We start from the raw sequence: 24609 nt of genomic DNA, 5'->3' as shown, positions 1-24609 counted from the left end.
CCCTTGTTTTCGTATCAACTGATTTATGCCGACTCGTCCGCTGGTCTTTCACTCTTCGCCCCGTCAGGTCATCGCCTGGCGCGATGGCTCGCCGGTCACGGTGCGCGCGTTCCTCGCCGAGGTCGCGCGGGTCGCGGCCGTGCTGCCGCCGGGCGGCCATGTGTTCAACGTCTGCCGCGACCGCTACCGCTTCGCGGTGAGCCTGTGCGCGGCGCTCGTCACGGGCCGCATCAGCCTGCTGCCGTCCACGCACACGCCGGAGATGGTGCGCCAGCTCGCCTCGTTCGCGCCCGACGCATTCTGCCTGCACGACACGCCCGACTGCGCGATCGACCTGCCGCGTTTTCGCTATCCCGAAGCCGCTGAAGCGCCCGATGCGGCCGAAGCAGCCGATGACGACGCCGCCTTCGAGGTGCCGCAGATCGACGCCGCGCGCATCATGGCCTACGTGTTCACGTCCGGCTCGACGGGCGCGCCGGTGCCGCACCGCAAGACCTGGGGCTTTCTCGTCGCCAATGTGCAGGCGGCCGCGGCGCGTCTCGGGCTGAGCGCAACCGAGGGCGCTGCGCCCACGCTGATCGGCACGGTGCCCGCGCAGCACATGTACGGCTTCGAGTCGACCGTGCTGCTCGCGCTGATCGGCGGTCTCGCGTTCAGCAACCGCCAGCCCTTCTATCCCGAGGATATCCGTGCCGAACTGGCCGCCGTGCCGCAGCCGCGCGTACTCGTGACCTCGCCGATCCATCTGCGTGCGCTCCTCGCCAGCGACGCGGACCTGCCCGAAGCCGCGCTCGTGCTGAGCGCCACGGCGCCGCTCGCCGAAAAACTCGCCGGCGAGGCCGAAGCGCGCCTGCATGCGCCGCTCGTCGAGATCTACGGCAGCACCGAGACCGGCCAGATCGCCACGCGCCGCACGGCGCAGGGCGCGACGTGGGCGCTGTTCGACGAGATTCGCATCGAAGCGCGCGCCAGCGACCACGCCGCGAACGACGAAGGCCCGACCATGTGGGTCTCGGGCGGTCACGTGGAACAGCCGATGCCGATGGGCGATGCGCTCGAACTGCTCGACGTGCACCATTTCCTGCTGCACGGCCGCAAGGCGGACCTCATCAATATCGCGGGCAAGCGCACCTCGCTCGCGTATCTGAACCATCAGCTCAACGCGATCGACGGCGTGACCGACGGCGTGTTCTTCATGCCCGACGAGACCGCACAGGCGGCGAGCGACGGCATGGCGCCGGTCACACGCCTCGTCGCGCTGGTGGTGGCGCCGACGCTCGACGCCGCCGGCCTGCAACGCGCGCTGCGCGAGCGCATCGACGCGGCGTTCATGCCGCGCCCGCTCGTGTTCGTCGACTCGCTGCCGCGCAACGAGACCGGCAAGCTACCGCACGACGTGCTCGCGGCGCTGGTCGCGCAGCATACGCGCGGCGCGGTGAGCGCAGAGCCCAAGGAGCCCCAGGCCGCGCAGGCAACCCTCACGCGCGCTGCCCTCACGTTCACCATTCCCGCCGATCACCCCGCGCTGCCGGGCCACTTCCCCGGCCATCCGATCGTGCCGGGCGTCGTGCTGCTCGACCACGCCATCGATGCGATCGGCGCAGCGCTCGAGCGACCGTTCGACAGCTGGCGTCTGAGCGCGGCCAAGTTCCTGAGCCCGGCGCTGCCCGGCGACACGCTCGATCTCGCCTTCGACACCCAGGCCAGCGGCGCGATCCGCTTCACCGTGCGCGCGGGCGCACGCGACGTGGCGAGCGGAACGCTCTGCGCACCCGTTGCAGCACAACCGCAGGAGGGGCCGCAGCCATGACGACGAAACGCACCGACTGGGCCCAGCGCCAGGAACGCGGCAGCGCGCTCCTGCTGCGCGCCATGACCTGGCTGTCACTGCGCTTCGGCCGCCGCGCCGCACGGGGGCTCGTGCATCTCATCGCCACCTACTTCGTGCTGTTTTCGCCGCGCGCGCGAGCCGCGTCGCGCGACTATCTGCGCCGCGTGCTCGGCCGCCCCGCGAACTGGATCGACCTCTACCGCCACGTCTTCACCTTCGCGGTCACGATCCACGACCGCATCTATCTGATGAACGAGCGCTTCGACCTGTTCGACATCCGCCCGCAAGGCCACAAGCTGGTCGATGAGGCGCTCGCGGGCGGGCGCGGCGCGTTCCTGATGGGCGCGCACCTGGGCAGCTTCGAGGTGGTGCGCGCGTTGGGCCGCACGCATCCCGACCTGCGCGTGGTCGTGACGATGTTCGAGGAGAACGCGCGCAAGATCAACGCGACGCTCGCCGCCGTCAATCCCGCCGCTCAGCCCGAGGTGATCGGCCTCGGCCAGGTGGATTCGATGCTGCGCGTGAACGAGCGGCTCGACGAGAACTGCATGGTGGGCATGCTCGCCGACCGCACGCTGCTCGCCGACGACACCGCCGCGCTGCGCCGCATGGCCTTTCTCGGCGAGCCCGCCGCGTTTCCGCTCGGGCCGCTCTACATGGCCGCCATGCTCAAGCGCCCGGTGATCTTCATGACCGGGCTCTATCGCGGCGGCAACCGCTACGACGTGCATTTCGAAACGCTCGCCGATTTCACCCACACGCCGCGCGAAGCGCGCCAGGCCGCCATCGACGCCGCGATGGTGCGCTACGTGAAACTGCTGGACCGCTATTGCCGCTCGGCGCCCTATAACTGGTTTAACTACTTCGACTTCTGGCAGACGGCGCAGAAGCCGCAAGTGCAGCACGGCGCGCAGCCCGCACCGGCGGCGCAAGCCAAGCCGAAGAGCGCGGCGCTGGCCGCCCGGCTTGCGCAGAATGCGTTCGCGGCCAATAGCGCCCATAGCGTGAGTTCGTCCAATCCGGCCCGCACGCAAACACCGCCGCGTACCCACGCGCGCCGCCAAAACGGCACGGCAACTGCGAACCTCGCCGCCCGGGAGACCTCCGACGCATGAGCGCCCTTCGCCTCGCTTGCCTTGATCGCCTGTCGCGCGCGCTCGTGCCCGCGCTCGCCGTGTGTTTGCTGATGAGCGCAGGCGTCGCGCGCGCCGACTCATCTGCCAACTCCGCTGCCAGCTCGTCCGCCAGCGGTAACTGGACGCTCGATCGCCTCATGTCCACGCTCGCGCAACACAAGGCGGGCCGCGCCACGTTCACGGAAACGAAGTACCTGTCGATTGCGACGCAGCCCATCGAATCGTCGGGCGAACTGTCGTTCGTCGCGCCCGATCATCTGGAAAAGAACACGCTCAGCCCGAAGCCCGAGCATCTGGTCGTGGACGGCGACATGCTCACCGTCGAGCGCAACAACCACAAGTACACGCTCGCGCTCGCGCGTTACCCGGAACTGGGCGCGTTCATCGAGAGCATCCGCGCGACGCTCACGGGCAATCGTCCCGCGCTGGAGCAGACTTACCAGGTCGCGCTCAGCGGCAGCGGCGACGACTGGACGCTCACGCTCACGCCACGTAATGCGCAGATGCTCAAGACGGTCAGCTCGATCACGCTCGAAGGCACGCGCGACGCACTGCGCAGCGTGGCGATCCAGCAGGCCGGCGGCGATCATTCGTTGATGCGTCTGCGTCCGCTCGCGGCGTCGGCCGCGAACTGAGCGCCGTTCGCACCACGCTGCGCCTGATCCCACTGATCCGCATGAACCCCCCCCACAGGCCAAGCTCACTCGCCCGCGCGCTGCACGCGCTCCAGCGGCGCGCCGTGCTCGTCTGGCTGCTCTTCCTGCTCGCCTGCGCAGGCGCGATTGCCCGCGCGCACTTCAGCACCGACCTTTCCGCCTTCCTGCCGAGCGCGCCCAGCGCCAGCCAGCGCGTACTCGTCGATCAACTGCGCGACGGCATGGTTTCGCGGCTCATCCTCGTCGGCATCGAAGGCGGCGATCCGGCCACGCGCGCGCAAGTCTCGCGCACCATCGCGGCCACCCTGCGCGCCGATCCGCAATTCGCGGCGGTCCACAACGGCGAGGCCGTGAACGACACGCGCGACCAGCAATTCGTGTTCGCGCACCGCTACGCGCTGAGCCCCGCCGTCACGCCGCAACGCTTCACGGCGGCGGGCCTGCACGCGGCGCTCGGCGAGAGCCTCGACCTGCTCAGTTCGTCGGCGGGACTCGTCGCCAAGGACCTGCTGCCGCACGACCCGACCGGCGAAGTCGCCGCGCTCGTCGGCCAGCTCGACAGCAGCGCGCAGCCCGCAAGCCAGGACGGCGTCTGGGCTTCGCGCGACGGCACGCGCGCCGTACTGGTCGCGCAGACCGCCGCGGCCGGTTCGGACACCGACGCCCAGGCCCGCGCCATCGACGCCATCCAGCGCGCGTTGCCCGCCGCCTCCGGTTGCCATCTCGAACTGAGCGGCCCCGGCGTGTTTTCGGTGCAGACGCGCGACGCGATCCGCCATGACGTCGAGCGCATCTCGGTGCTCAGTCTCGTGCTGATCGTCGCGCTGCTGCTCACGCTCTATCGTTCGCCGCGCACGCTCGCGCTCGGTCTGTTGCCCGTGCTCTCGGGCGTGACCGCGGGGATCGCGGCAGTGAGTCTCGTGTTCGGCACGGTGCAGGGGCTCACGCTCGGCTTTGGCACGACGCTGATCGGCGAGGCCGTCGATTACTCGATCTATCTGTTCGTGCAGTCCGCGCAAGCGCCAGTGGGCGCGCGCAAGGACGACACCCTGCGCGCCTGGGTCGCCGCTTACTGGCCGACGATCCGCCTGGGCGTGCTGACCTCCGTGTGCGGTTTCGCGTCGATGTTGTTCTCGGGCTTTCCGGGCCTCGTGCAACTGGGCGCCTATTCGATCGCGGGCCTCGTGACGGCGGCGCTCGTCACGCGCTTCGTGCTGCCGCGCCTGCAAGGCGGCGCAGTGGCGATGCGCGATGTCTCGCGAATCGGCGCCTGGCTCGCGCGCGCCGCGCAGGCCGCGCCGCGCCTGCGCTGGCCGCTCGCGGCGCTGGCGCTGGGCGCGGTGGCGGTGCTGGCGGTCCATCGCGACGATCTCTGGAGCCACGAACTGGCCGCGCTGAGCCCGGTTCCGGCGGCAAGCCAGGCACTCGATGCACGCCTGCGCGCCGATGTGGGCGCGCCCGACGTGCGCTATCTGGTGGAGATTCCCGCCGCCAATGAACAGGCTGCGCTCGAAGGCGCGGAGAAGATCGGCGCGCAGTTGCAGCCGCTCGTCGATCGCGGCGTGCTCGCCGGTTTCGAAAGCCCGGCGCGCTATCTGCCGAGCGAAGCCGCGCAGCGCGCGCGCCTTGCGAGCCTGCCCGACGCCGCCACGCTCGCCGCCCGTCTGCAAGGCGCCCTCGCCGATCAACCCATCGCGCTCAAGCCCGACGCATTTGCACCTTTCCTCGCCGATGTCGCGGCAGCACGCCAGGCCGCGCCGATCACGCGCGCCGATCTGCGTGGTACCTCGATGGCGCTGGCCGTCGACGCGCTGCTCACGCCGCGCGCGGGCGGCTGGAATGCGATGCTCGCGCTGCGCGCGCCCGACGCGTCGGCGAACGCAGCCCAAGCCGCGAACACGTCGAGCCTGGACGCCGCGCCGATCCGCGCCGCCGTCGCCCGTGCAGGCGTGCCCGGCGCGCTCTTCGTCGACCTGAAAACCGAGGCCAACCGCCTCTACGTGGACTACGTGCGCGAGGACATCCGCCTGTCGCTCGCGGGGTTCGTCGCGATCGCCGTGCTGCTGGCCGTGGCGCTGCGCTCGCCGCTGCGGGCCGCGCGCGCGCTCGCGCCGCTCGTCGCCGCCGTGCTGGTGGTGGCGGCGGGCTTCGCGCTCGCGGGCGTGCCGCTCACGATCCTGCACCTGGTGGGGATGCTGCTGATCGTCGCGGTGGGCTCGAACTATGCGCTGTTCTTCTGCAAGCGCGACAGCGGCCCGCGCGCGTCCATCGCGCCCAATACGCTCGTCTCGCTGCTGGTCGCCAATCTCGCGACCGTCGCGGGCTTCGGCCTGCTCGCGCTTTCGCATGTGCCGCTGCTGGAAACCTTCGGCCTGACGGTCGGGCCGGGCGCGATGCTCGCGCTCGCCTTCGCGGCGATTCTCGCGCCGCAGGCCGCACGGACTGTGCCGGTGCCTTCGTTGGGCAAGCGCCTGAACGCCCGCGAGGAGAAACGCGCATGAACGCCCCGATGCCTGCGCAGATCCCCTTGGGGCCGCGCCGCTGGAAGCCCACGCCGCTGATCACGGGCACAGCCGCGCTGCATGTCGGCGCGGCGGCGGCCATGCTCGCCCAGCCCGCGACGTGGCCGTGGGCGACGGGCGGCGTCATCGCCTCGCATCTCGTGTTGACGGCGGCCGGGCTCTGGCCGAAAAGCGCCCTGCTCGGCCCGAACTGGACACGCTTGCCCAAGCTGCCCGAAGCCGCCACCGACAATTGCCTCGCCCTGACCATCGACGACGGCCCGGACCCGGAAGTCACGCCGCGCGTGCTCGACCTGCTCGACGAACACGGCGCGCGGGCGACCTTCTTCTGCATCGGCGATCTGGCGCGACAGTATCCGCAACTGGTCGAGGCGATGATCGCGCGCGGCCATGCCGTCGAGAATCACAGCCAGCGGCATCGTCATACCTTTTCGCTCTCTGGACCGGGCGCGCTGCGGCGCGAGATCGAAACCGCCCAGCGCACGCTCACCGATATCAGCGGCCAGCGCCCGCTCTTCTTCCGCGCGCCCGCGGGCCTGCGCAATCCGTTCCTCGAACCGGTGCTCTGCGATCTGGGCCTGCATCTGGCTAGCTGGACGCGGCGCGGCTTCGACACGCGCGAGCGCGAGGCGAGCAAGGTTACGCAGCGCCTGCTGCACGGTCTCGCGCCGCGCGACATTCTGCTGGTTCACGACGGCCATGCGGCGCACAGCGCGAGTGGGCAACCCGTGGTGCTGGACGTGCTGCCCGACCTGCTACGCGCCGCCGCGCGTGCGCAATTGCGCTGGACGACGCTGCGCGACGCGCTCGTTGAAAGCCCGCTGAAAAGCGCCGCAAGCCCCGTCCAGAAAGCGTTCGACGCCACCCCGTTTGATAAAATTCGATAGATAACGACGCATCAGCATGCGCCCCCGCACTTCCTTGGCTAACCGACTTTCGTGAACCCACTTCTGCTCTCGCACTACACCGCCACCAGTTGCCTCGGGCACGGTCTCGACGCGACCCTGGCTGCCCTGCGCGGCCAGCAGAGCGGCCTCGCGCCATGCGATTTCGAGCGCGCCGAACTCGACACCTGGATCGGCAAGGTCAACGGCGTGGACGCGGTCACGATGCGCCCCGGTCTCGAAGCGTACGACTGCCGCAACAACCGCCTCGCCCAGCTCGGCCTCGAACAGGACGGCTTCGCCGCGCGCATCGCGGCAGCGGCGGCGCGTTATGGCGCGGATCGCGTGGGTGTTTTCATCGGCACCAGCACGAGCGGCATCCTCGAAACCGAGCAGGCCTATCGCCAGCGCGACCCGCAAAGCGGCGCGCTCGCGCCCGGCTTCCATTACGCGCAAACCCACAACCCCTATTCCGTGGCCGCCTTCGTGCGCGCCTACTGCGCGCTGCGCGGACCGGCTACTTCGATTTCGTCGGCGTGCTCGTCGGGGGCCAAGGTGTTCGGCTCAGCGCGGCGCATGATCGAAGCGGGCTTGATCGACGCGGCGGTGGTGGGCGGCGTCGATTCGCTGTGCCTCACGACGCTGTACGGCTTCAACTCGCTCGAACTGGTCTCGCGCCAGCCGTGCCGCCCGTTCGACGTGGCGCGCGACGGCATCTCGATCGGCGAGGCGGCGGCCTTCGCGCTGCTCGAACGCCCGCCCGCGCAAGGCCAGCCAATCGACGACAATGCCGTGCTGCTGCTCGGCGTGGGCGAATCGAGCGACGCGCACCATATGTCGTCGCCGCATCCGGAAGGACTGGGCGCGCGCGCGGCCATCGAGCAGGCGCTCGCCACGGCTGGGCTCGCGCCGCACGAGATCGGCTATATCAACCTGCACGGCACCGCAACGCCCAGCAACGACGCCGCCGAAAGCCGCGCCGTGGCCGCGCTGTTCGACACCACGCCCTGCAGTTCGACCAAAGGGGCGACGGGCCACACGCTCGGCGCGGCGGGGGCGCTGGAGGCCGTGGTCGCCGCGCTGGCGCTGCGCGAGCGCTTCATTCCTGCCGGCGTGAACACGACGCAGCCCGACCCCGCGCTAGGCGCGAACTACGTGCTGCAAAGCCGCGACGCCGACCTGCGCGCCGTGCTGAGCAACTCGTTCGGCTTCGGCGGCACCAATTGCAGCCTCGTATTCGGGCGCGCCTCCTCCACCCTGCCGATTCAGACGAACCCGCGATGAAACTGAACGCCTGCATCGAAAGCATCGGCCTGATCGGCCCCGGCCTGCCCGACTGGCCGCACGCCGCCGACATCCTCGCGGGCCATGCGCCCTACGTGAGCGAGCGCACCGTGCTGCCGCCGCCCGCCGCGCTGCCTTCGGCCGAGCGCCGCCGCACCGGGCCGGTCGTGCGCACCGCGCTGGCCGTAGGCCATGAAGCCGTGGCGGCGAGCGGACGCGACGCCACCACGCTCGCGTCCGTGTTCGCGGCCTCGGGCGGCGACGGCCAGAATTGCCACGCGATCTGCGAGATGCTCGCGGGCGACGACCGCCAGCTCTCGCCCACGCGCTTTCACAACTCCGTGCACAACGCGCCCGCGGGCTACTGGAGCATCGCGGCGCGCGCGCGAGCGACCTCGAACGTGCTCTGCGCGTACGACGGCAGCTTCGCGGCGGGGCTGCTGGAAAGCCTCTGCCAGGTCGCCGTGGACGGCGTGCCGAGCCTGCTTGTCGCCTACGACACGGAATACCCTGAGCCGCTGCACACGGTGCGCCCGATCGCCGATGCGTTCGGCGTGGCGCTCGTGCTCGCCCCGCTGGCCGCGGACGGCACGCCGCCGCATGGCCTCGCACACATCGAGGCGAAGCTCACCGACGCCCCGGCCACGACACTCGCTGCGCCCGAACTCGAAGCGCTGCGCGCGAGCAATCCGGCGGCGCGCGCGCTGCCGCTGCTCGAAGCGATTGCGGCGCGCCGCGCGGCGAGCGTGGTGATCGACTATCTGCCGGAGACGCGCGTGCGCATCGACCTGAGCTTTGGCGACACGCCCACGGAGCGCACGTCATGAGCGCCGCGCTGCTGCCCACCACGCCGCTCGACCACGCCTGGATCGCCGCGCACATTCCACATAGCGGCGCGATGTGCCTGCTCGACGGCGTCGAAGCCTGGGACGACACGCGCATCCGCTGCACGGCGACGAGCCATCGCGATCCGCACAATCCGCTGCGCGCGCGCGGGCGCCTGGGTTCGGCCTGCGGCATCGAATACGCGGCGCAGGCGATGGCCGTGCATGGGGCGCTCGTTGGCGCGAACGACGGGGACAACGCGGGCCCGCGCGTGGGCTTTCTCGCCAGCGTGCGCAGTGTCGAAGCCCACGTTGCGCGCCTCGACATCTTCGCCGCGCCCCTCACGATCGAAGCCGAGCGCCTGAGCGGCGACGGCAACAGCGTCCTCTACGCCTTCACGGTGCGCTGCGACGCGCAACTGCTGCTGTCGGGCCGCGCCGCGGTGATGCTCGACGCCTCGGCGCTGCTGCCCGGCAGCGGCGCCCCAGCCACAAACAAGGGAGAAGCACCATGAAAAGCACAATGAAAAATCGTCCGTTCATCCTGGCCGCGCTACTGCTCGGCCTCGTCAGCACGGCGGCGCACGCCGACCTGCATGAAGTGAAAGAGGACATCAAGCACGACTCGAAAGAGGCGGCCCACAAGACCGGCGAGGCCGCACGCGACTTCGGCCATGCCACCGCGAATGCGGCGAGGACCGTGGGCCACGGCATCGCGCACACGTCGCGCGAAGGCTGGGAGGCCACCAAGCGCACGACCAAACGCGTGTTCCACAAGGACGGCTCGAAAGAGGAAACGCGTCGCGACGATGCGTAATTGATGCTTGATGGATGCGTGATGGCTGCATGAGCAAGCACCCTTGAAGTCGCGGCGGCCCGCCCCGCCTGAAAACCGCCGCGACACCCGCCTCAATACCGGTTTGCGCCGCCAATCGCGCCGCCACACCCGCCATTTCGCGGGTTTTCCGGCCCGAATCCCTCCCTCGAACGGCCAATTTGCCCGTCTCTTGCCCGCAACAAGGCAAAATACGGGTTTTCGAGCCCGTGCCGGGCTCATATTTTTCCTGCCGTCCGGCTCCCCGCCCTTAGCAGACGCCGCCCGAGGACGTATCATCCGGGCCTCGGCGCGCGGCCGGACGGACCGCTTGCCCGGAAATACCGCGCGCGAGCCTACTGGAGTTGTTTTGATGACCGAACCCAAGATTTCATTCGCAGGCCGCCTGTCGCTCGCCTTCGGATCGTTTTTCGCCATCCTCGGCAATGCCGAGCTGGCTGGCGGCGTGCGCCGCCTGCGTAACGGAGAGACGTTCGGCGCGCCTGTCGCCGCCGCCCCGGCTCCCGTGGCCGCGCCTGTTGCGCCCGTTGCACCGGTTGCTCCCGCACCGGCTCCGGTCGCCCCGGCCGCAACCGTTATCGAGGAAGCCAGCCCGCAGTCGGCGCTGCAGCTGCTCGGCCTGCTTCAGCGCAACGCGCGCCTCGTCGACTTCGTCGAGGAAGACATCAAGAACTACTCGGACGCCGACATCGGCGCGGCCGCGCGCCTCGTCCACGAAGGCTGCCGCACCACGCTGCGCGAGCACTTCACGATCCGCCCGGTGCGCACGGAAGCCGAAGGCAGCCGCGTGACGATCGCCCAGGGCTTCGACGCCACGGCGATCCGCCTGACCGGCAATGTGGTCGGCTCGGCCCCCTACAACGGCACGATCAGCCACCGTGGATGGCGCGTCGAAGACGTCAAGCTGCCCAAGCTCGTCAAAACCCATGACGCGAAAGTCATCGCACCGGCGGAGGTGGAACTGTGAGCGAAGCCCGTTATTCCATCGGCGTCGATCTGGGTACGACCCACTGCGCCCTCTCCTATGTCGATCTCGTTGACAGCGATGGCGAGAAGGCCATTCAGGACGTGCTGCCCATCACGCAGCTGACCGCGCCCGGCGCGATCGAATCGCCTGAACTGCTGCCCTCGTTCCTCTATCTGCCCAACGCGGGCGAACTCACGCCCGGCGACCTGACGCTGCCCTGGACCGCCACGCGCGAGTACGCCGTGGGCGAAATGGCGCGCAGCCGTGGCGCGGGCACGCCGATCCGCCTCGTGTCGAGCGCGAAGAGCTGGCTCTGCCACCCGGGCGTGGACCGTCGCGCGGCGATCCTGCCGAACGACGCGCCGCCCGAAGTCGCGCGCATCTCGCCGCTCGAAGCGTCGATCCGCTACCTCACGCACCTGCGCGAAGCGTGGGACCAGGCCGTGCCGGATGCGCCGTTCATCGAGCAGGACGTCACCGTGACGATCCCGGCCTCGTTCGATCCGGCCGCGCGCGAACTGACCGCCGAGGCCGCGCAGGCTGCCGGTTACACGCGCATGACGCTGCTGGAAGAGCCGCAGGCCGCGCTCTATAGCTGGATCCAGAAGAGCGGCGGCGGCTGGCGCAAGGACGTGAAGGTCGGCGACATCATCCTCGTGGTGGATGTGGGCGGCGGCACGACCGACCTCTCGCTGATCGCCGTGGTCGAGCGCGAAGGCAATCTCGAACTGCACCGCGTGGCGGTGGGCGAGCACATCCTGCTCGGCGGCGACAACATGGATCTGGCGCTCGCCCACGTGGTCGCGCGCAAGCTCGCGGCGCAAGGCACCCAGGCCGATCCGTGGCAGCTGCGCGCGCTCACCTACGCGTGCCGTTCGGCCAAGGAAACGCTGCTCTCCGATTCGAGCGTGGACACCGTGCCGCTGGTGGTGCCGAGCCGCGGCTCGAAGCTGATCGGCGGTTCGATCCGCACCGAACTCACGCGCGCGGAACTCACGCAGATCATCCTCGAAGGCTTCTTCCCGCAGGTGGACGCCGCCGCGCGTCCGGCCGTGCGCACCCGCGCAGGTCTCACGCAGCTCGGCCTGCCCTATGCGCAGGACGCAGGCGTCACGCGCCATCTCGCGGCCTTCCTCGGCCGCCAGGTCGCGGCGCTCGCGGAAGTCGAAGGCTTCGGCGCGCCCCCGGAAGGCGCGAGCTTCCTGCACCCCACGGCCGTGCTGTTCAACGGCGGCGTGTTCAAGTCGCCGCTGCTGGCCGGTCGTGTGATCGACATCCTCAATAGCTGGCTTGCCGCCGAAGGCGCACCGGCCGCGCGTCTGCTGGGCGGTGCGGACCTCGACCTCGCGGTCGCGCGCGGCGCGGCGTACTACGGCTACGTGAAGCGCGGCCGCGGCGTGCGCATTCGCGGCGGCACGGCGCGCGCGTACTACGTGGCGGTCGAATCGGCGATGCCCGCGGTGCCGGGGCTGGAGCCGCCGGTGTCGGCGCTGTGCGTCGCGCCGTTCGGTATGGAAGAAGGCACGGACGCCCCGCTGCCCGCGCAGGAGTTTGGCCTCGTGGTGGGCGAGCCGGTGCACTTCCGCTTCTTCGGCTCGTCGGTGCGCCGCCAGGATCAGGTCGGCACGCTGCTCGACTACTGGTCGGCGGACGAGCTTCAGGAACTCGAAGAGATCCAGGCCACGTTGCCCACGGAAGGCCGCACGCCGGGCGAGATCGTGCCGGTCAAGCTGCATGCGCGCGTGACCGAAGCGGGCACGCTCGAACTCGAAGCCGTGCCGTCCGGCAGCCATGAGCGCTGGAAGGTCGAGTTCGATGTGCGCGGTGGCGTGAGCGCTTAACACGCCCATTCGCGCACTCATTGCGCATCCAGCGTCGCGGCACATTAAAAAGAACCGCCGCGACGCGCTTTCACCAGGACGCCGCCGCCAGCCACAGCCAGGCGGCGTCCACCTCACCGCCAACCGAGTCAGCAATTGAGCGCGATGAAGCCATACGTCGTCGGCATCGACCTGGGGACCAGCAATACGGTCGTGGCCTACGCCGAAGCGGGCGGCGACGAAATCCGCGTGTTCGATATCGAGCAGCTCACCGCGCCCGGGGAAGTCGGCGCGCAGCCGCTGCTGCCATCGGCGCGCTATCAACCCGCGCCCGGCGAACTGCCTGCGGGCGCGCGGCAACTGCCGTGGTCCGCGCCGCAGGGCGCCAACGCGTCAGACGCTGCGCCCGTGGTCGGCCGCCTTGCGCGCACACTCGGCGCGCAGGTGCCCGGGCGTCTTGTCGCCAGTGCGAAAAGCTGGCTCTCGCATGCCTCGGTGGACCGGCTCGCGCCTATCCTGCCCTGGGGCGCGCCCGAGGACGTCGGCAAGGTCTCGCCGGTGGACGCCAGCGCGAGCTATCTCGCGCACGTGCGCGCCGCGTGGAATCACCGCTTTCCTCAAGCGCCGCTCGAACAGCAGGACGTGGTGCTCACGGTGCCCGCCTCGTTCGACGACGGCGCGCGCGCGCTCACGCTCGAAGCCGCGCAGCGCGCGCAACTCCCTAAATTGCGTCTGCTCGAAGAACCGCAGGCCGCGTTCTACGACTGGCTGTTTCATCATCGCGATGCGCTGCAAACCGAGCTTGCCAGCACCCGCCTCGTGCTCGTGTGCGACGTGGGCGGCGGCACGACCGACCTCACGCTCATCAAGGTCGAAGTCGATGAAGGCAACGGGCAAGGGCAGCCTCGTTTGACCCGTATCGGCGTCGGCAATCATCTGATGCTGGGCGGCGACAACATGGATCTCGCGCTCGCCCATCTGGCCGAAAGCCGGCTGGGAGCGCAGCAAGGCCAGGCCGGAAGGCTCTCTGCGGCGAGCCTCTCGCAACTGGTCGAGCGCTGCCGCGTCGCGAAGGAACAATTGCTGGGCGAAGACGCGCCCGAATCGGTGGGCGTCACGCTGCTGGGCGCGGGCGCGAAGCTGATCGGCGGCGCGCGCAGCACCCAACTCACGCGCGATGAAGCCGAGCGCATCATCGTCGATGGATTTTTCCCTGCCGGCGCGGCCGACGATTTGCCGCGCCGCGCACGCGCGGCCATCGTCGAATTCGGCCTGCCTTATGCCGCCGATCCGGCGATCACGCGTCATATCGCGGCCTTCCTGCAACGCTTCGCGGCGCAGTCGCGCGAGGCGCTGGGCTCGGCGGCCGATGCGACGGCCGAATCCCTGCCCGTTCCCGACACACTGCTGCTCAACGGCGGCGTGTTCCGCGCGAACGCGCTCACCGGCCGGTTGCGGGACACGCTGGGTGCATGGCGCGACGCGCCACTCACCGTGTTGCAGAACGATCACCCCGACGTGGCTGTCGCACGCGGTGCCGTCGCTTTCGCGTTGGCGCGCAAGGGCCGCGCGCCGCGCATCGGCGGGGGCTCGCCGCGCAGCTATTTCCTCGTGCTCGACGAGGGCAACGCCAATAGCGACGGCGGCGACGACAAAGCACAACAACGCGGCATCTGCCTGCTGCCGCGCGGCACCGAAGAAGGCCACGAAGTGCGCCTCGACGATCGCACGTTCGCGCTGCAACTGGGTCATCCGGTGCAGTTCCACCTGGTCTCCACAGTCGCCGATACCCCGTGGAAAGCCGGTGAAATCGCCGATCTTTCCGGCGACTTCGTGCGCCTGCCGCCGCTCGCCACCGTGGTCCAGGGGCAAAAAGGCGCACGCGAGCGACCCGTCAAGCTCACCGCGCAACTGACCGAGATCGGCACGCTGGAAGTGCGCTGCGTCGCCACCGACGATCCCGCGCAGCACTGGCTGCTCGAATTCCAGTTGCGTCGCGACGAACATGCGCGCCCGGACGCCGGTGCGCGCGTGCGCCATCCCGCGCTCGACGAGGCCATCGCGTTGATCGAGCGCGTGTTCGGCGCGAAGTCCACGAAGGTCGATCCGAAGGAAGTGAAGCGTCTGCGCGCGCAGCTCGAACACACGCTCGGGCCGCGCCAGAACTGGGACAGCCCGCTGCTGCGCGAACTCTTCGGCGCGCTCTGGGACCGCGCGGGACGGCGCCGCCGCTCCGCCGATCACGAGCGCCTGTGGCTCAATCTCGCGGGCTATTGCGTGCGGCCGGGCTTCGGCTACCCGCTCGACGAATGGCGCGTGGAGCAGTTGTGGACGCTGTTCGACGACGGCATCCAGCACGTCAACGACAGCCAGGTCTGGTCCGAATGGTGGACGCTCTGGCGTCGCGCGGCGGGCGGCCTGAATGCCGAAGCGCAGGAGCAGGTGCTGGAAGCGATGCGCTGGCTCGAAGACGCGGTGGCCGCGAAACACCACAAGCTGCCCTTCGATGCGTCGAAGCTCGGTCAAGCCGATATGGTGCGGGTCTACGCATCGCTCGAACAGATCGACGCGGCGCAGAAGATCGAGATCGGCGCGCAGTTGCTCGAACGGTTGAAAAAGCCTGCGGAGAATCATCAGAGTTGGTGGGCCATGGGCCGCATTGGCGCGCGTCTGCCGTTTTACGGCAGTGCGCACGGCGTCGTGCCGCCGGAGGTGGCGGCGCAATGGCTCGACGCGATTCTCGCGCTCGACTGGAAGAAGGTCGAACCCGCGATGTTCGCCGCCGCGCAGATCGCGCGCATGACGGGCGATCGGTCGCGCGATATTGCGCCGGAGTTGCGGGATACGGTGGTGAAGCGGCTGGAGAGCGCGAACGCGCCGCAGACCTGGATCGCGATGGTGCGCGACGTCGTGGAACTCGATAGCGCGGATACGGGGCGCGTGTTTGGCGAGGCGCTACCGGCGGGGTTGAAGTTGATGGGGGCGTGAAGCCTTCACGAACCTAAACGCGCTCCGGCCTGCACCGGAGCGCGTCCCTGCCTTCGCGATCAATTCCCCGCCTGAACCTCCACCGCCTGCATCACCGGTTGCACGGCGGGCTGCACAGCGAGACTTTCCTGCGGCAGCGCCCATTCCAGCCAGCGCGTGCGATGCACGACCACGAGGCCAAAGGCCAGCGCCGCCAGCGCGCCGAAGGTCGCAAAGCCCATCTGATAGCTGCCCGTGCTTTCCTTCGCGATACCCATGATGACCGGCAGATAGAAGCCGCCGATACCGCCCGCCGCGCCCACGATGCCCGACATCAGGCCCGTGCGGCCCTGCCAGCGGCGCGGCACGAGCTGGAACGTCGCGCCATTGCCCAGACCGAAGCACACATAGGTCAGCGCGAGCAGCGCGATACCGGCTGCGAACGGCGGCATCCATGCAGCAAAGGCGAAGTCGCACAGCGAGATCGCCGCGAGCAGCAGCACGAGCGCGCGCACACCCGAGATGCGATCGGCGATCAGACCGCCGATCGGACGCACCATCGCCCCCGTGAACGCGAGCAGCGACATGATCACGCCCGCTTCGAGCTTGGGTACCTGGTAGAGCGAAACAAGCAGCGTCGTCACATACGAGGACATGCCGACAAAGCCGCCAAACGTGATGCTGTAGACGAGCATCACGACCCACGTATCGCCTTCGGCCAGCACGCCGCGATAGTGGCGCGGCAGCACCGCGATCGCCAGCAGCGCGCCCATCACCGGCAGCAGCAACACGCCGGTCTTGCCTGCGCCGAACACGCCTTCATGCACGGCGAGCACGAGCGCGAGCAAGCCTGCCAGCGTGACGAAGAACGCACGCAATGCCTTCGGCGCGCTACCCGACTTCTGGCCGAGGTCGCGTGCCCAGAAACACACGGCTGTCGCCGCGATGCCGAGCAGCGGCAGCGCCGCGCCCGTCGCGTGGGCCCAGCCGTAGCTATTGGCGAGTCCCGGGAACAGAAAGCCGTCGAGCACCGCGCCGATGTTGCCCGCCGCGGCCAGCCCCAGAACCAGGCCTTGCACCTTGGGCGGATAGTTGCTGCCCGCCATCGGCAACGCCACGGCGAAACTCGCACCGCCCACGCCCAGCAGCACGCCCAGCACCAGCAGCAGCGTGTATGACGGCGCACCCGGCAGCGCCAGCAGCACGACGGCGGGAATCGCCGAGAGCGCAATGCCCATCAGCGCGACCTTGCGGCCGTCGCACGCCTGGTAGAGGTTGCCGAGCGTCACGCGCAGGATGGCCGCGCCCAGCACCGGCACGGCCACCAGCAGGCCGAGTTCGGCCGGCGACATGTGAATGTCCTTCTGGATGAACGGCGCGAGCGGGCCAAACATCACCCACACCGTAAATCCCGTGTCGAAATACAGGAAACACGCCAGCAGCGCGCGCCAGTTGCCGCTTTTCAGCGAACTCAAAAGGTCTTTCACGAGGCACTCCCCAGGGTAATGGAAACCGGTGTTTTCACGCCGCATCCGTTTTAACTTCGCACTCCGACATATCCAGCAAGACTGCTTCCGAACCGGCGTATCCGCCCTTTTGCATCAACGCGCACAGAAAGCGCACACAAGGCCCACAAACGAAAAAGCGTCCCGAAGCGCATTCGCATGAAGCCCATCGCTTCATGGAAAAGACGCTTCGGGACGCCGTTGCCCCGCCCTGCCAGGTTCGATCGTCGCGCTATGCAGCCTTGCTGCGCACGACGATGTCAATTCGTCGAGACCGTCATTGGCCTCGCTGCTCACTAAGCAATAGCTATGCCACTCGTCATGCGAGAGCGCTCGCCTGAGTCGTCGAGCCTTGAAATACAGGGCTTGCGCAGGCGGCCCCGTTTTCGTCGGCGCAAAAAGATGGGGCGCATGCCTGCGCATGCGCCCCACCATTCATGTGCGCCCCGTGTCAGCCTCTGGTGCACCGCAGCGACGCGGCGCACCAGACACGGGCGCGATCAGAGACGATCAAAAGCGATCAGAAACGGTGCCGCAAGCCCACCGCCGCAACCGTCTGCACGTCGCTCGACGAAGCCGTCTGGCCGCTGATATCGGCGCTCAGGCCCGAGCCGTCGGCGGAGATGTGCTGCCAGCTCACCTGCGTGTAGATATCGGTGCGCTTCGAGAGGAAGTAATCCGCCTCCACCGAGACTTCGTGCCAGCGCGGGTGGTGATCGCCGGTCGAGTTCGACAGCGTGGCCTGCGTGTACGTGTATTCGCCCGTCACGCTGAACGCCGGCGTGAAGTGATACGCGGCGTTCACTTCGTAGTTCGAGAAGTTCGCGCCCTGGCCATTCCCGGCGATGCCGAGGCTGTTCGAGCCGTTGATCGTGTCGAGGCCGTCGAGCTGCGTGCGCGTCCACACGAAGCCAAAGCGCGCGTTGCCCGCATTCCAGTTCACGCCCGCGCCGTAAATGCGCTGCTGCGAGGCGATGAAGGTGCGCTCGGTCAGCGTGATCGCGCCATTCGTGTTCGAGCTGCCGCCGTTGTTCGCCTGGAGATAGCCCGCGGCGAAGGTCAGCGCGCCCGTCTGGTACTGGCCGCCGAAGCTGTAGACGCGGTTGTCGTCGAAGCCGCCCGCTTCGTTGGAGAAGCCGTAGAGCGCGCCGAACTGCAGCCCGTTGTAGTTCCTGCTCGCGAACTTCACCGCGTTGTTCACGCGGAACGAGTTGTTGAGGTTGTCGTTGTCGTACGGGTGCGCGCTCAGGTTGTTGCCGCCCGGGTGGACGCCCGTGAAGCTCAGCGGGGCGAGATAGTCGACCACCGAGTCGTACTGGCGGCCGAGCGTGACCGTGCCGTAGTTCGTGTTGGTCAGGCCGACGTACGACTGGAAGCCGAACTCGCGGCCGCCCTGGCGCATCGAACCGTTCATCACCGAAAAGCCGTTTTCGAGCTGGAAGATCGCGGCGGTGCCGCCGCCGAGTTCCTCGCGGCCCTTGATGCCCCAGTGGCTGCCCGTTACGTCGCCGCTGCCGGCCTGCCACTGTTTCGCACCCTTGGCGTTGCTGGTGAAGGTCAGGCCCGCATCGATAAGGCCGTACAGCGTCACGCTGTTCTGTGCATGCGCGCCGCACGCCCATACTGCCGCGCACGCGGCGACCAGGAAAGTCTTCTTCATGGTTCCCTGCTTGATCCGTCTGGTTTTAAGTTGTTTTGGCGTCACGCGGGCGTGCGCGGGCGCACGGCGCCGCGCGCGAGCGCGACGTCGTGTACCCGGCGCTGCCGGTGCGTAACGGATTGAACGGGCGTGGCTGGGACGCGCTACTGGCGGCTGGCTGGGCCCTTCCGATCGGCGAGACCGTCGATCAGAACCTGATGGAAGCCGCGCGAGCATGGCTCGATGCGCGCGCGGACTCCGAATACCTCGGCGAGGCTGGCAGGCGTCACGACTTCGGCAGGGGCGCCGAAGTGCGCGATGCGCCCTTCATGCAGCAGCATGGCGCGATCACAGGCGCGCAATGCCGCGTTGATGTCGTGCAGCACGACGACGGTGGCGATGCCGCGCTCGCGCGTGACTTCGCCCAGCACCGCCATGACGTGATACTGGTGATTGAGGTCGAGCGCCGACAAAGGCTCGTCGAGCAGCAATACCTGCGGCTCGCGCACCAGCGCCTGGGCGATGCCCACCAACTGACGCTGACCGCCCGACAGTTCGTCGAGCGAGCGATTGGCGAGCGCGCCGATGTCGAGGCGTTCGAGCGCCGCATGCGCGGCCGCCAGCACGCGGGTGTTGCCATGCGCGTGCAAGGCGGGATCGCGTCCGGCGCGCGCGGCCACCAGCACCGATTCGAGCACCTGCAGGCGTACGCCTGCGGGCAAGGCCTGCGGCAAATAGACGACGCTATGCGAGCGCGCGCTCGCGACACCCAGCGCGAGCGGCGCGCCGTCGAGCGAGAGCGAACCCGTATTCGGTTTCGCGAGACCCGCGAGCGTGCGCAGCAGCGTGGACTTGCCGCTGCCGTTCGGCCCGAGCAGCGCCGTGATCTCGCCGCGCGGCAGCGGGCCTGCGCTCAGGTTGCGCAGCACATCGCGTTTGCCGAAGCGCACGCCCAGATCGTGAATCGCGAGCCCGCTCATTGCGCGGCCCCCTGCGATCGCACGACGATGCCGAGAAACAGCGGAATGCCCACCAGCGCCGTGACGATGCCCACCGGAATCAGCACGCCCGGCACGATCAACTTCGAGGCGATCGACGCGAGCGAGAGCATCAGTGCGCCCAGCAGCAGGCTGCCAGGCAGATAGAAGCGATGGTCCTCGCCGAACAGCGTGCGCGCGACATGCGGCGCGATCAGCCCGACAAAGCCGATGGTGCCGACGAACGACACCGCCAGCGCCGAGAGCACCGCCACGCGCAGCAGCGTCGTGAGACGCAGCCGCTTGATGTCGATGCCGAAGCTCGCGGCGCGGTCTTCGCCCAGACGCATGGCCGTGAGCGCCCACGCGTTCTTCATCGAGAACGGCAAGGCGATCGCCAGCGCCGCGACAAGCACGCCGATCTTGGTCCAGTCCGCGCGCGCGAGCGAGCCGAGCGTCCAGAACACGAGGCCCTGGAGCGCATCGGCGGACGCGATGAATTGCATCAGCTCGACCAGCGCGTGAAACGAGAACACCAAAGCGATGCCCATCAGCACGACGCCCGCCGTGCTCATGCCGCGCCAGCGCGCGACGAGGTCGAGCGTGAGCGCGGAAGCGAACGCGAACACGAAGGCGTTGGCCGAGACCACCCAGGTCTGCGCCACGCCCGGAATCGCGAGATCGAGCACGATCGCCAGCGACGCGCCGAACGCAGCCGCCGCCGATACACCCAGCGTATAAGGGCTCGCGAGCGGGTTGTTGAGGATGGTCTGCATCTCCGCACCCGAGAGCCCGAGCGACGCGCCCACCGCGAGCGCCATCACCGCGTAGGGCAGACGGATCTGCCACACGATCACGACGTTGGCGGGATCGGCGTGCGCGCGGTCGAACAGCGTGTGCAGGAGCGTGGCGATCGGCAGGCCCGAGGGGCCCGTGCTCGCGTCGAACAGCAGCGAACACGCGATCAGCGCCAGCACCACGACGAGCAGCAGCGCGCGCCGCCGCGTGAGGCGCGTGTAGGCGCGCATCTGCGCCTGCGCTTGCTCGCTATCGTGCGCCGTGTGCGACTCCAGCGCCTCACGTGCACGCCAGCCGGAGCCGGCCGGCATGCGCACATCGTTCATCGCGCGGCCTCTTGCGCTTGCTTCCCAGGCAGCGGCAGCGGCGCATCGACCCATTCGGTGCCGCTATCCGGCACGGCCAGGAAGCGTCGATACAGTTCGTCCTGGGTCGCCTTCACGTCGAGCGACTTGAACTGCTGCGGATAGAACCACTTCGCAAAGGCTTCGATCGCGATGATGTTGTATGGCGAGTCGTAGTAGTTGTGCGAGATGCCATGCACGCGACCATCGTGGATCGCCTTGATGGTGTCGAAGCCGGGGCGCGCGACCAGTTGCGCGAGGCTCGCATCGGCGTCGTGCTCGCTCGTGAGCGCGCCCACGCGCAGCGAGGCGAGGCCCGGCTTGGTGCGGCTGCCCGTCGCGATATAGACATCGGGCTGCGAAGCGATCACCTGCTCCATGCTGATGTCGCCCAGCACGCCCGGCAGCAGGTCGGCGGCGATATTGCGCCCGCCCGCGGCCTGCACGAATTCGCCGAAGTTGCCCTTGCCCGCCGTGTGGCAGCAACCGGCGTCCCAGACGCCCGCGAGCATATCGACGAACACCTTCGGGCGCTGGTTCTCGGGAATCGTCTTGACGACGTTTTCGACCGCCGCGAGATGCTGCTGATAGAACTGGATATACGCGTTGGCCTGCGGCTCGCGATGCAGCACCTCGCCGAGCAGCTTGATGCTCGGCAGCGTGTTCTGCATCGGATGCACGCGGAAGTCGATGAACACCACCGTCGTGCCGGTCGCTTCGAGCTGCTTCACGAGCGCGTTGTAGCGGCTCGGGCCGTGGCCCGCGACGCTGAAAATCGCCACATCGGGCTTGAGCGCCAGCGCTTTTTCGTCGCTGATGCTGTCTTCCGTGGCCTTGCCGATCAGCGGAATCTGGCGGATCTCGGGGAACTTGTGCGCGTAGGCATCGTAGGTCTGCGGGTCCATCGTCGGCAGATCGCCCTGCCAGCCGACAATGCGCGCGAGGGGCTTCTGCCCTTCCAGCAGCGCGACGGCGGACAGCAGGCGGCTTTCGCCCAGCAGGATGCGGTGCGGGTTCGCCGGGATCTTGACGGTGCGGCCCGCGAGATCGGTGACGGTCAGCGGCGCTGCCGGCGAATTTGTTGCCGATGCGGCAGACGTGGCAACATTCGCGCCTGCCTGTGCCGTTGCCGGCGTGGCAGCGTGAGCGGCGAAAGCGATCCCACCGGCGACGGCAGCGGTGGCGGCGGCACGCGCGAAGCGGCCAAGCGGCATGATAGAATTCATAAATGAGAACGATTGCTATTTGCAGCCGACACTTTAGCCGCGCGATGTAATGGCAATGTGTTGAGAAGCGGCCCTTTTGTAATGGAATGTGTTGGCGGGGCCGGAACAGGCCCGATGGCCCAGGCCCAATGGCCGCAGATTGCGCAGTTTGAATAGCAAGAACCCACGATGGACCATATTCTCGTCGTCGACGACGACCCCAATATCCGCCAGTTGTTGCGCGACTATCTGCGCGACATGGGCTACGAAGCGAGCGCCGCCAGCAACGGCGCGCAGATGAAGCAGGCGCTGCGGCACACACGCATCGACCTGATCGTGCTCGACCTCATGCTCGACGGCGAAGACGGCCTCGACCTCACGCGCGAGCTGCGCCGCGAGAACGGCGTGCCGATCATCATGCTGTCCGCGCGCGGCGGTTTGCTCGACCGCATCCTCGGTCTGGAGATGGGCGCCGACGACTATCTGCCCAAGCCGTTCGATCCGCGCGAACTGGTGGCCAAGATCAAGGTGGTGCTGCGGCGCACGCGCGCGGTGCCCGATGCCGCGCCGGGTGCGCCCGCCCCACCGACGCCGCGGGGGCGTCACGCCGATGCCAGCGCTTTCGTCACCTTTGCGGGCTGGCGCCTCGACACGCGCATGAAGCAGATGCTCTCGCCCGAGGGCGTGGTGGTCTCGCTCGGCGGCTCCGACTACCGCACGCTGCGCACCCTGCTCGATCATCCGAACCGGCCGCTTACGCGCGAGTATCTGCTCGACCAGGTGTTCGACAAAGGGCACACGCCGCTCGACCGTTCCATCGACGTATGTGTGAGCCGGTTGCGCCATCACCTCAACGACTCGGCGCGCAATGCCGCGCTGATCCGCACCGTGCGCAACGAAGGCTACATGCTGGTGGCCGACGTCGCCTACGAAGCATGACGACGGTATCGGGCGTGCCTTCGGGCGTGTTTGGACGCATGGCCGCGCGCCTGCGCCGCCTTGTCTGGCCCGACACGCTGTTCGGCCGTCTGGTGCTGGTGCTCGCGGCGGGCCTGTTCGCCGGGCAGTTGCTCACCAGCACGATCTGGTTCGACACGCACGACAACCGCACGCTGGAAATTCCCGCGCGCCTCTTCGCGAGCCGTCTGGCCGATACGGTGCGCCTGCTTCAGCACGCGCCTGATATGACCACGCGCGAAACGATCCGTGAAGCGCTGAGCGATTCGCGCTATACGCTGCGCTGGGTTCAGGGCGTCCCGCCCGCGCTTTCACCCGACGCACCGCGTTCGCTGACGCTGCGCGCGACGAGCGGCCTGATCGCGGGCGTGATCCAGAAGCGCCTGGGCGAGCCCATCGACGTGCGTCTGGTCGATGCGCAACTGCGCGACGACGCGGGCCATCATCGCGGCATCCTGAGCCTGTTCGATTCGCGCATGCCCACGGGCGATTTTCATGTATTCCTGAACGTTCCGGGACAGGGCTGGCTCGACATCCATTCGAACGAAGGTCAGGCGGGCATGCATTCCGAGCGCGGCGAACTGGTGTTCGACTACCTGCTGCGCATTTACCTGCTGCGCTTTGCCGCCGTTTGTGCCCTCGCCTTCGTCGCAGTGCGCTTCGCGCTTGCGCCGCTGCGTCAATTGACGCGCGCGGCCGAGGCACTGGGCCGCAATATCCATCGCGCGCCGCTGCCCGAAAGCGGGCCGCAGGAAGTGCGCAGCGCCGCGCAGTCTTTCAATGCGATGCAGCAGCAATTGATCGACAACTTCACGGAGCGCTCGCGCTTTCTCGCGGCGGTCTCGCACGATCTGCGCTCGCCGCTCACGCGCTTGCGCCTGCGCGCGGAGATGCTCCCCGATGCGAGCTGGCGCGAGCGCCTGCGCGGCGATCTCGACGACATGGAGGCGATGGTGCGCGCGACGCTCGACGTCGTGCAGGGCGTGGAGATCACCGAAGCGCGCCAGAAGATCGACCTCGATTCGATGCTCGAAGGCCTCGTCGAAGACGCACGCGAGGCGGGCCAGCGCGCCAGCGTGACGGGCCGCACGCGCGCGCCGGTGAAGGGCTTTGCGCGCAATCTCAAACGCTGCCTGCAAAACCTCGTGGACAACGCGATCCGCTACGGTGGCGAAGCGCGCATCGGCGTACGCGATGACGGCCAGCAGGTGCGCGTGATTGTCAGCGACAACGGCCCCGGCATTGCCGACGCGGCGCTGCGCGAGCGCGTATTCGAGCCGTATTTCCGCATCGCGGCTCGAAACGACAGCGAAGCCGCCAGCGGTACCGGCCTCGGCCTGACGATCGCGCGCAGCATCGCCGCCGCGCACGGCGGCACGCTCACGCTGGCCAACCGCGTCGAAGCGGGCCGCATCGTCGGGCTCGACGTGGAACTCATCTTGCCGCGCGACGATTGAG

18 protein-coding genes and 1 pseudogene are annotated in these 24609 nt (G+C 68.6%); 14 read left to right on the top strand and 5 right to left on the bottom strand.

What is annotated here, in order from left to right; translation table 11 throughout:
- Positions 1-25 precede the first annotated feature (25 nt).
- The 12 genes and pseudogenes from U5782_RS35035 (at position 26) to U5782_RS34980 (ending at position 15747) form a co-directional block, all read left to right on the top strand.
- Positions 26-1810 (top strand): AMP-binding protein, encoded by a 1785-nt coding sequence (locus U5782_RS35035; protein ID WP_322048427.1) that lies wholly within the window; start codon positions 26-28, stop codon positions 1808-1810.
- Positions 1807-2718: pseudogene (locus U5782_RS35030) on the top strand (acyl-CoA synthetase); the annotation flags it as partial. The gene U5782_RS35035 and the pseudogene U5782_RS35030, both read left to right, overlap by 4 nt.
- Positions 2719-2942: 224 nt before the next feature.
- Entirely contained in the window at positions 2943-3602 is a 660-nt protein-coding gene (locus U5782_RS35025) for an outer membrane lipoprotein carrier protein LolA (protein WP_322048425.1), read from the top strand.
- 41 nt (positions 3603-3643) lie between these two features.
- Positions 3644-6124: an MMPL family transporter gene (locus tag U5782_RS35020; RefSeq protein ID WP_322048424.1), complete on the top strand. Its 2481-nt coding sequence runs from the start codon at positions 3644-3646 to the stop codon at positions 6122-6124.
- Positions 6121-7032 carry a polysaccharide deacetylase family protein gene (locus U5782_RS35015; protein ID WP_322048423.1) on the top strand — a complete coding sequence of 304 codons (912 nt, stop codon included), beginning with the start codon at positions 6121-6123 and terminating at the stop codon, positions 7030-7032. Before U5782_RS35020 ends, U5782_RS35015 begins: the two co-directional genes overlap by 4 nt.
- Positions 7033-7083: 51 nt before the next feature.
- Complete coding sequence (locus tag U5782_RS35010) at positions 7084-8313, top strand: beta-ketoacyl-[acyl-carrier-protein] synthase family protein (protein ID WP_322048422.1); 1230 nt, start codon at positions 7084-7086, stop codon at positions 8311-8313.
- Entirely contained in the window at positions 8310-9140 is an 831-nt protein-coding gene (locus tag U5782_RS35005) for a beta-ketoacyl synthase chain length factor (RefSeq protein ID WP_322048421.1), read from the top strand. Before U5782_RS35010 ends, U5782_RS35005 begins: the two co-directional genes overlap by 4 nt.
- A complete protein-coding gene (locus U5782_RS35000) occupies positions 9137-9652 on the top strand; it encodes a hotdog family protein (protein ID WP_322048420.1) in 516 nt (171 codons plus the stop codon). The genes U5782_RS35005 and U5782_RS35000 overlap by 4 nt, the downstream gene beginning before the upstream one ends.
- Before the next feature lie 8 nt (positions 9653-9660).
- Positions 9661-9954: a hypothetical protein gene (locus tag U5782_RS34995; protein WP_322048450.1), complete on the top strand. Its 294-nt coding sequence runs from the start codon at positions 9661-9663 to the stop codon at positions 9952-9954.
- A 370-nt stretch (positions 9955-10324) separates the two neighbouring features.
- Positions 10325-10939: a DUF2760 domain-containing protein gene (locus tag U5782_RS34990; protein ID WP_322048419.1), complete on the top strand. Its 615-nt coding sequence runs from the start codon at positions 10325-10327 to the stop codon at positions 10937-10939.
- Positions 10936-12780: an Hsp70 family protein gene (locus U5782_RS34985; protein WP_322048418.1), complete on the top strand. Its 1845-nt coding sequence runs from the start codon at positions 10936-10938 to the stop codon at positions 12778-12780. Before U5782_RS34990 ends, U5782_RS34985 begins: the two co-directional genes overlap by 4 nt.
- Positions 12781-12924: 144 nt before the next feature.
- Complete coding sequence (locus U5782_RS34980) at positions 12925-15747, top strand: Hsp70 family protein (protein ID WP_322048417.1); 2823 nt, start codon at positions 12925-12927, stop codon at positions 15745-15747.
- Between the two features lie 59 nt (positions 15748-15806).
- Here the strand turns inward: U5782_RS34980 and U5782_RS34975 are convergent, their stop codons facing one another.
- The 5 genes from U5782_RS34975 to U5782_RS34955 form a co-directional block, all read right to left on the bottom strand.
- A complete protein-coding gene (locus U5782_RS34975) occupies positions 15807-17213 on the bottom strand; it encodes an MFS transporter (protein WP_322048416.1) in 1407 nt (468 codons plus the stop codon).
- A 538-nt stretch (positions 17214-17751) separates the two neighbouring features.
- A complete protein-coding gene (locus U5782_RS34970) occupies positions 17752-18891 on the bottom strand; it encodes a porin (RefSeq protein WP_322048415.1) in 1140 nt (379 codons plus the stop codon).
- A 143-nt stretch (positions 18892-19034) separates the two neighbouring features.
- On the bottom strand, positions 19035-19850 hold the full coding sequence (locus U5782_RS34965; RefSeq protein WP_322048414.1) for an ABC transporter ATP-binding protein: 816 nt from the start codon (positions 19848-19850) through the stop codon (positions 19035-19037).
- Positions 19847-20875 carry an iron ABC transporter permease gene (locus tag U5782_RS34960; RefSeq protein WP_322048449.1) on the bottom strand — a complete coding sequence of 343 codons (1029 nt, stop codon included), beginning with the start codon at positions 20873-20875 and terminating at the stop codon, positions 19847-19849. The genes U5782_RS34965 and U5782_RS34960 overlap by 4 nt, the downstream gene beginning before the upstream one ends.
- A gap of 92 nt (positions 20876-20967) precedes the next feature.
- On the bottom strand, positions 20968-22215 hold the full coding sequence (locus U5782_RS34955; protein ID WP_322048413.1) for an ABC transporter substrate-binding protein: 1248 nt from the start codon (positions 22213-22215) through the stop codon (positions 20968-20970).
- 168 nt (positions 22216-22383) lie between these two features.
- On the opposite strand from U5782_RS34955, the gene U5782_RS34950 reads away from it, so the two are divergent.
- Together U5782_RS34950 and U5782_RS34945 are read left to right on the top strand one after the other, a co-directional pair.
- Positions 22384-23133: a response regulator transcription factor gene (locus U5782_RS34950; RefSeq protein WP_322048412.1), complete on the top strand. Its 750-nt coding sequence runs from the start codon at positions 22384-22386 to the stop codon at positions 23131-23133.
- Positions 23130-24608 carry an ATP-binding protein gene (locus U5782_RS34945; RefSeq protein WP_322048411.1) on the top strand — a complete coding sequence of 493 codons (1479 nt, stop codon included), beginning with the start codon at positions 23130-23132 and terminating at the stop codon, positions 24606-24608. The genes U5782_RS34950 and U5782_RS34945 overlap by 4 nt, the downstream gene beginning before the upstream one ends.
- Position 24609: the final 1 nt, after the last annotated feature.

Origin of the sequence: Paraburkholderia sp. J67, from assembly GCF_905220265.1 — a bacterium.
Classification (GTDB): domain Bacteria; phylum Pseudomonadota; class Gammaproteobacteria; order Burkholderiales; family Burkholderiaceae; genus Paraburkholderia.
This window is presented reverse-complemented; position numbering and strand designations above follow the sequence as displayed.

Coding starts and splice junctions, on each gene's coding strand:
- U5782_RS35035 (WP_322048427.1), top strand. CDS start 26: ATGCCGACTCGTCCGCTGGTCTTTCACTCTTCGCCCCGTCAGGTCATC.
- U5782_RS35025 (WP_322048425.1), top strand. CDS start 2,943: ATGAGCGCCCTTCGCCTCGCTTGCCTTGATCGCCTGTCGCGCGCGCTC.
- U5782_RS35020 (WP_322048424.1), top strand. CDS start 3,644: ATGAACCCCCCCCACAGGCCAAGCTCACTCGCCCGCGCGCTGCACGCG.
- U5782_RS35015 (WP_322048423.1), top strand. CDS start 6,121: ATGAACGCCCCGATGCCTGCGCAGATCCCCTTGGGGCCGCGCCGCTGG.
- U5782_RS35005 (WP_322048421.1), top strand. CDS start 8,310: ATGAAACTGAACGCCTGCATCGAAAGCATCGGCCTGATCGGCCCCGGC.
- U5782_RS35000 (WP_322048420.1), top strand. CDS start 9,137: ATGAGCGCCGCGCTGCTGCCCACCACGCCGCTCGACCACGCCTGGATC.
- U5782_RS34995 (WP_322048450.1), top strand. CDS start 9,661: ATGAAAAATCGTCCGTTCATCCTGGCCGCGCTACTGCTCGGCCTCGTC.
- U5782_RS34990 (WP_322048419.1), top strand. CDS start 10,325: ATGACCGAACCCAAGATTTCATTCGCAGGCCGCCTGTCGCTCGCCTTC.
- U5782_RS34980 (WP_322048417.1), top strand. CDS start 12,925: ATGAAGCCATACGTCGTCGGCATCGACCTGGGGACCAGCAATACGGTC.
- U5782_RS34970 (WP_322048415.1), bottom strand. CDS start 18,891: ATGAAGAAGACTTTCCTGGTCGCCGCGTGCGCGGCAGTATGGGCGTGC.
- U5782_RS34965 (WP_322048414.1), bottom strand. CDS start 19,850: ATGAGCGGGCTCGCGATTCACGATCTGGGCGTGCGCTTCGGCAAACGC.
- U5782_RS34960 (WP_322048449.1), bottom strand. CDS start 20,875: ATGCGCGCCTACACGCGCCTCACGCGGCGGCGCGCGCTGCTGCTCGTC.
- U5782_RS34955 (WP_322048413.1), bottom strand. CDS start 22,215: ATGAATTCTATCATGCCGCTTGGCCGCTTCGCGCGTGCCGCCGCCACC.
- U5782_RS34950 (WP_322048412.1), top strand. CDS start 22,384: ATGGACCATATTCTCGTCGTCGACGACGACCCCAATATCCGCCAGTTG.
- U5782_RS34945 (WP_322048411.1), top strand. CDS start 23,130: ATGACGACGGTATCGGGCGTGCCTTCGGGCGTGTTTGGACGCATGGCC.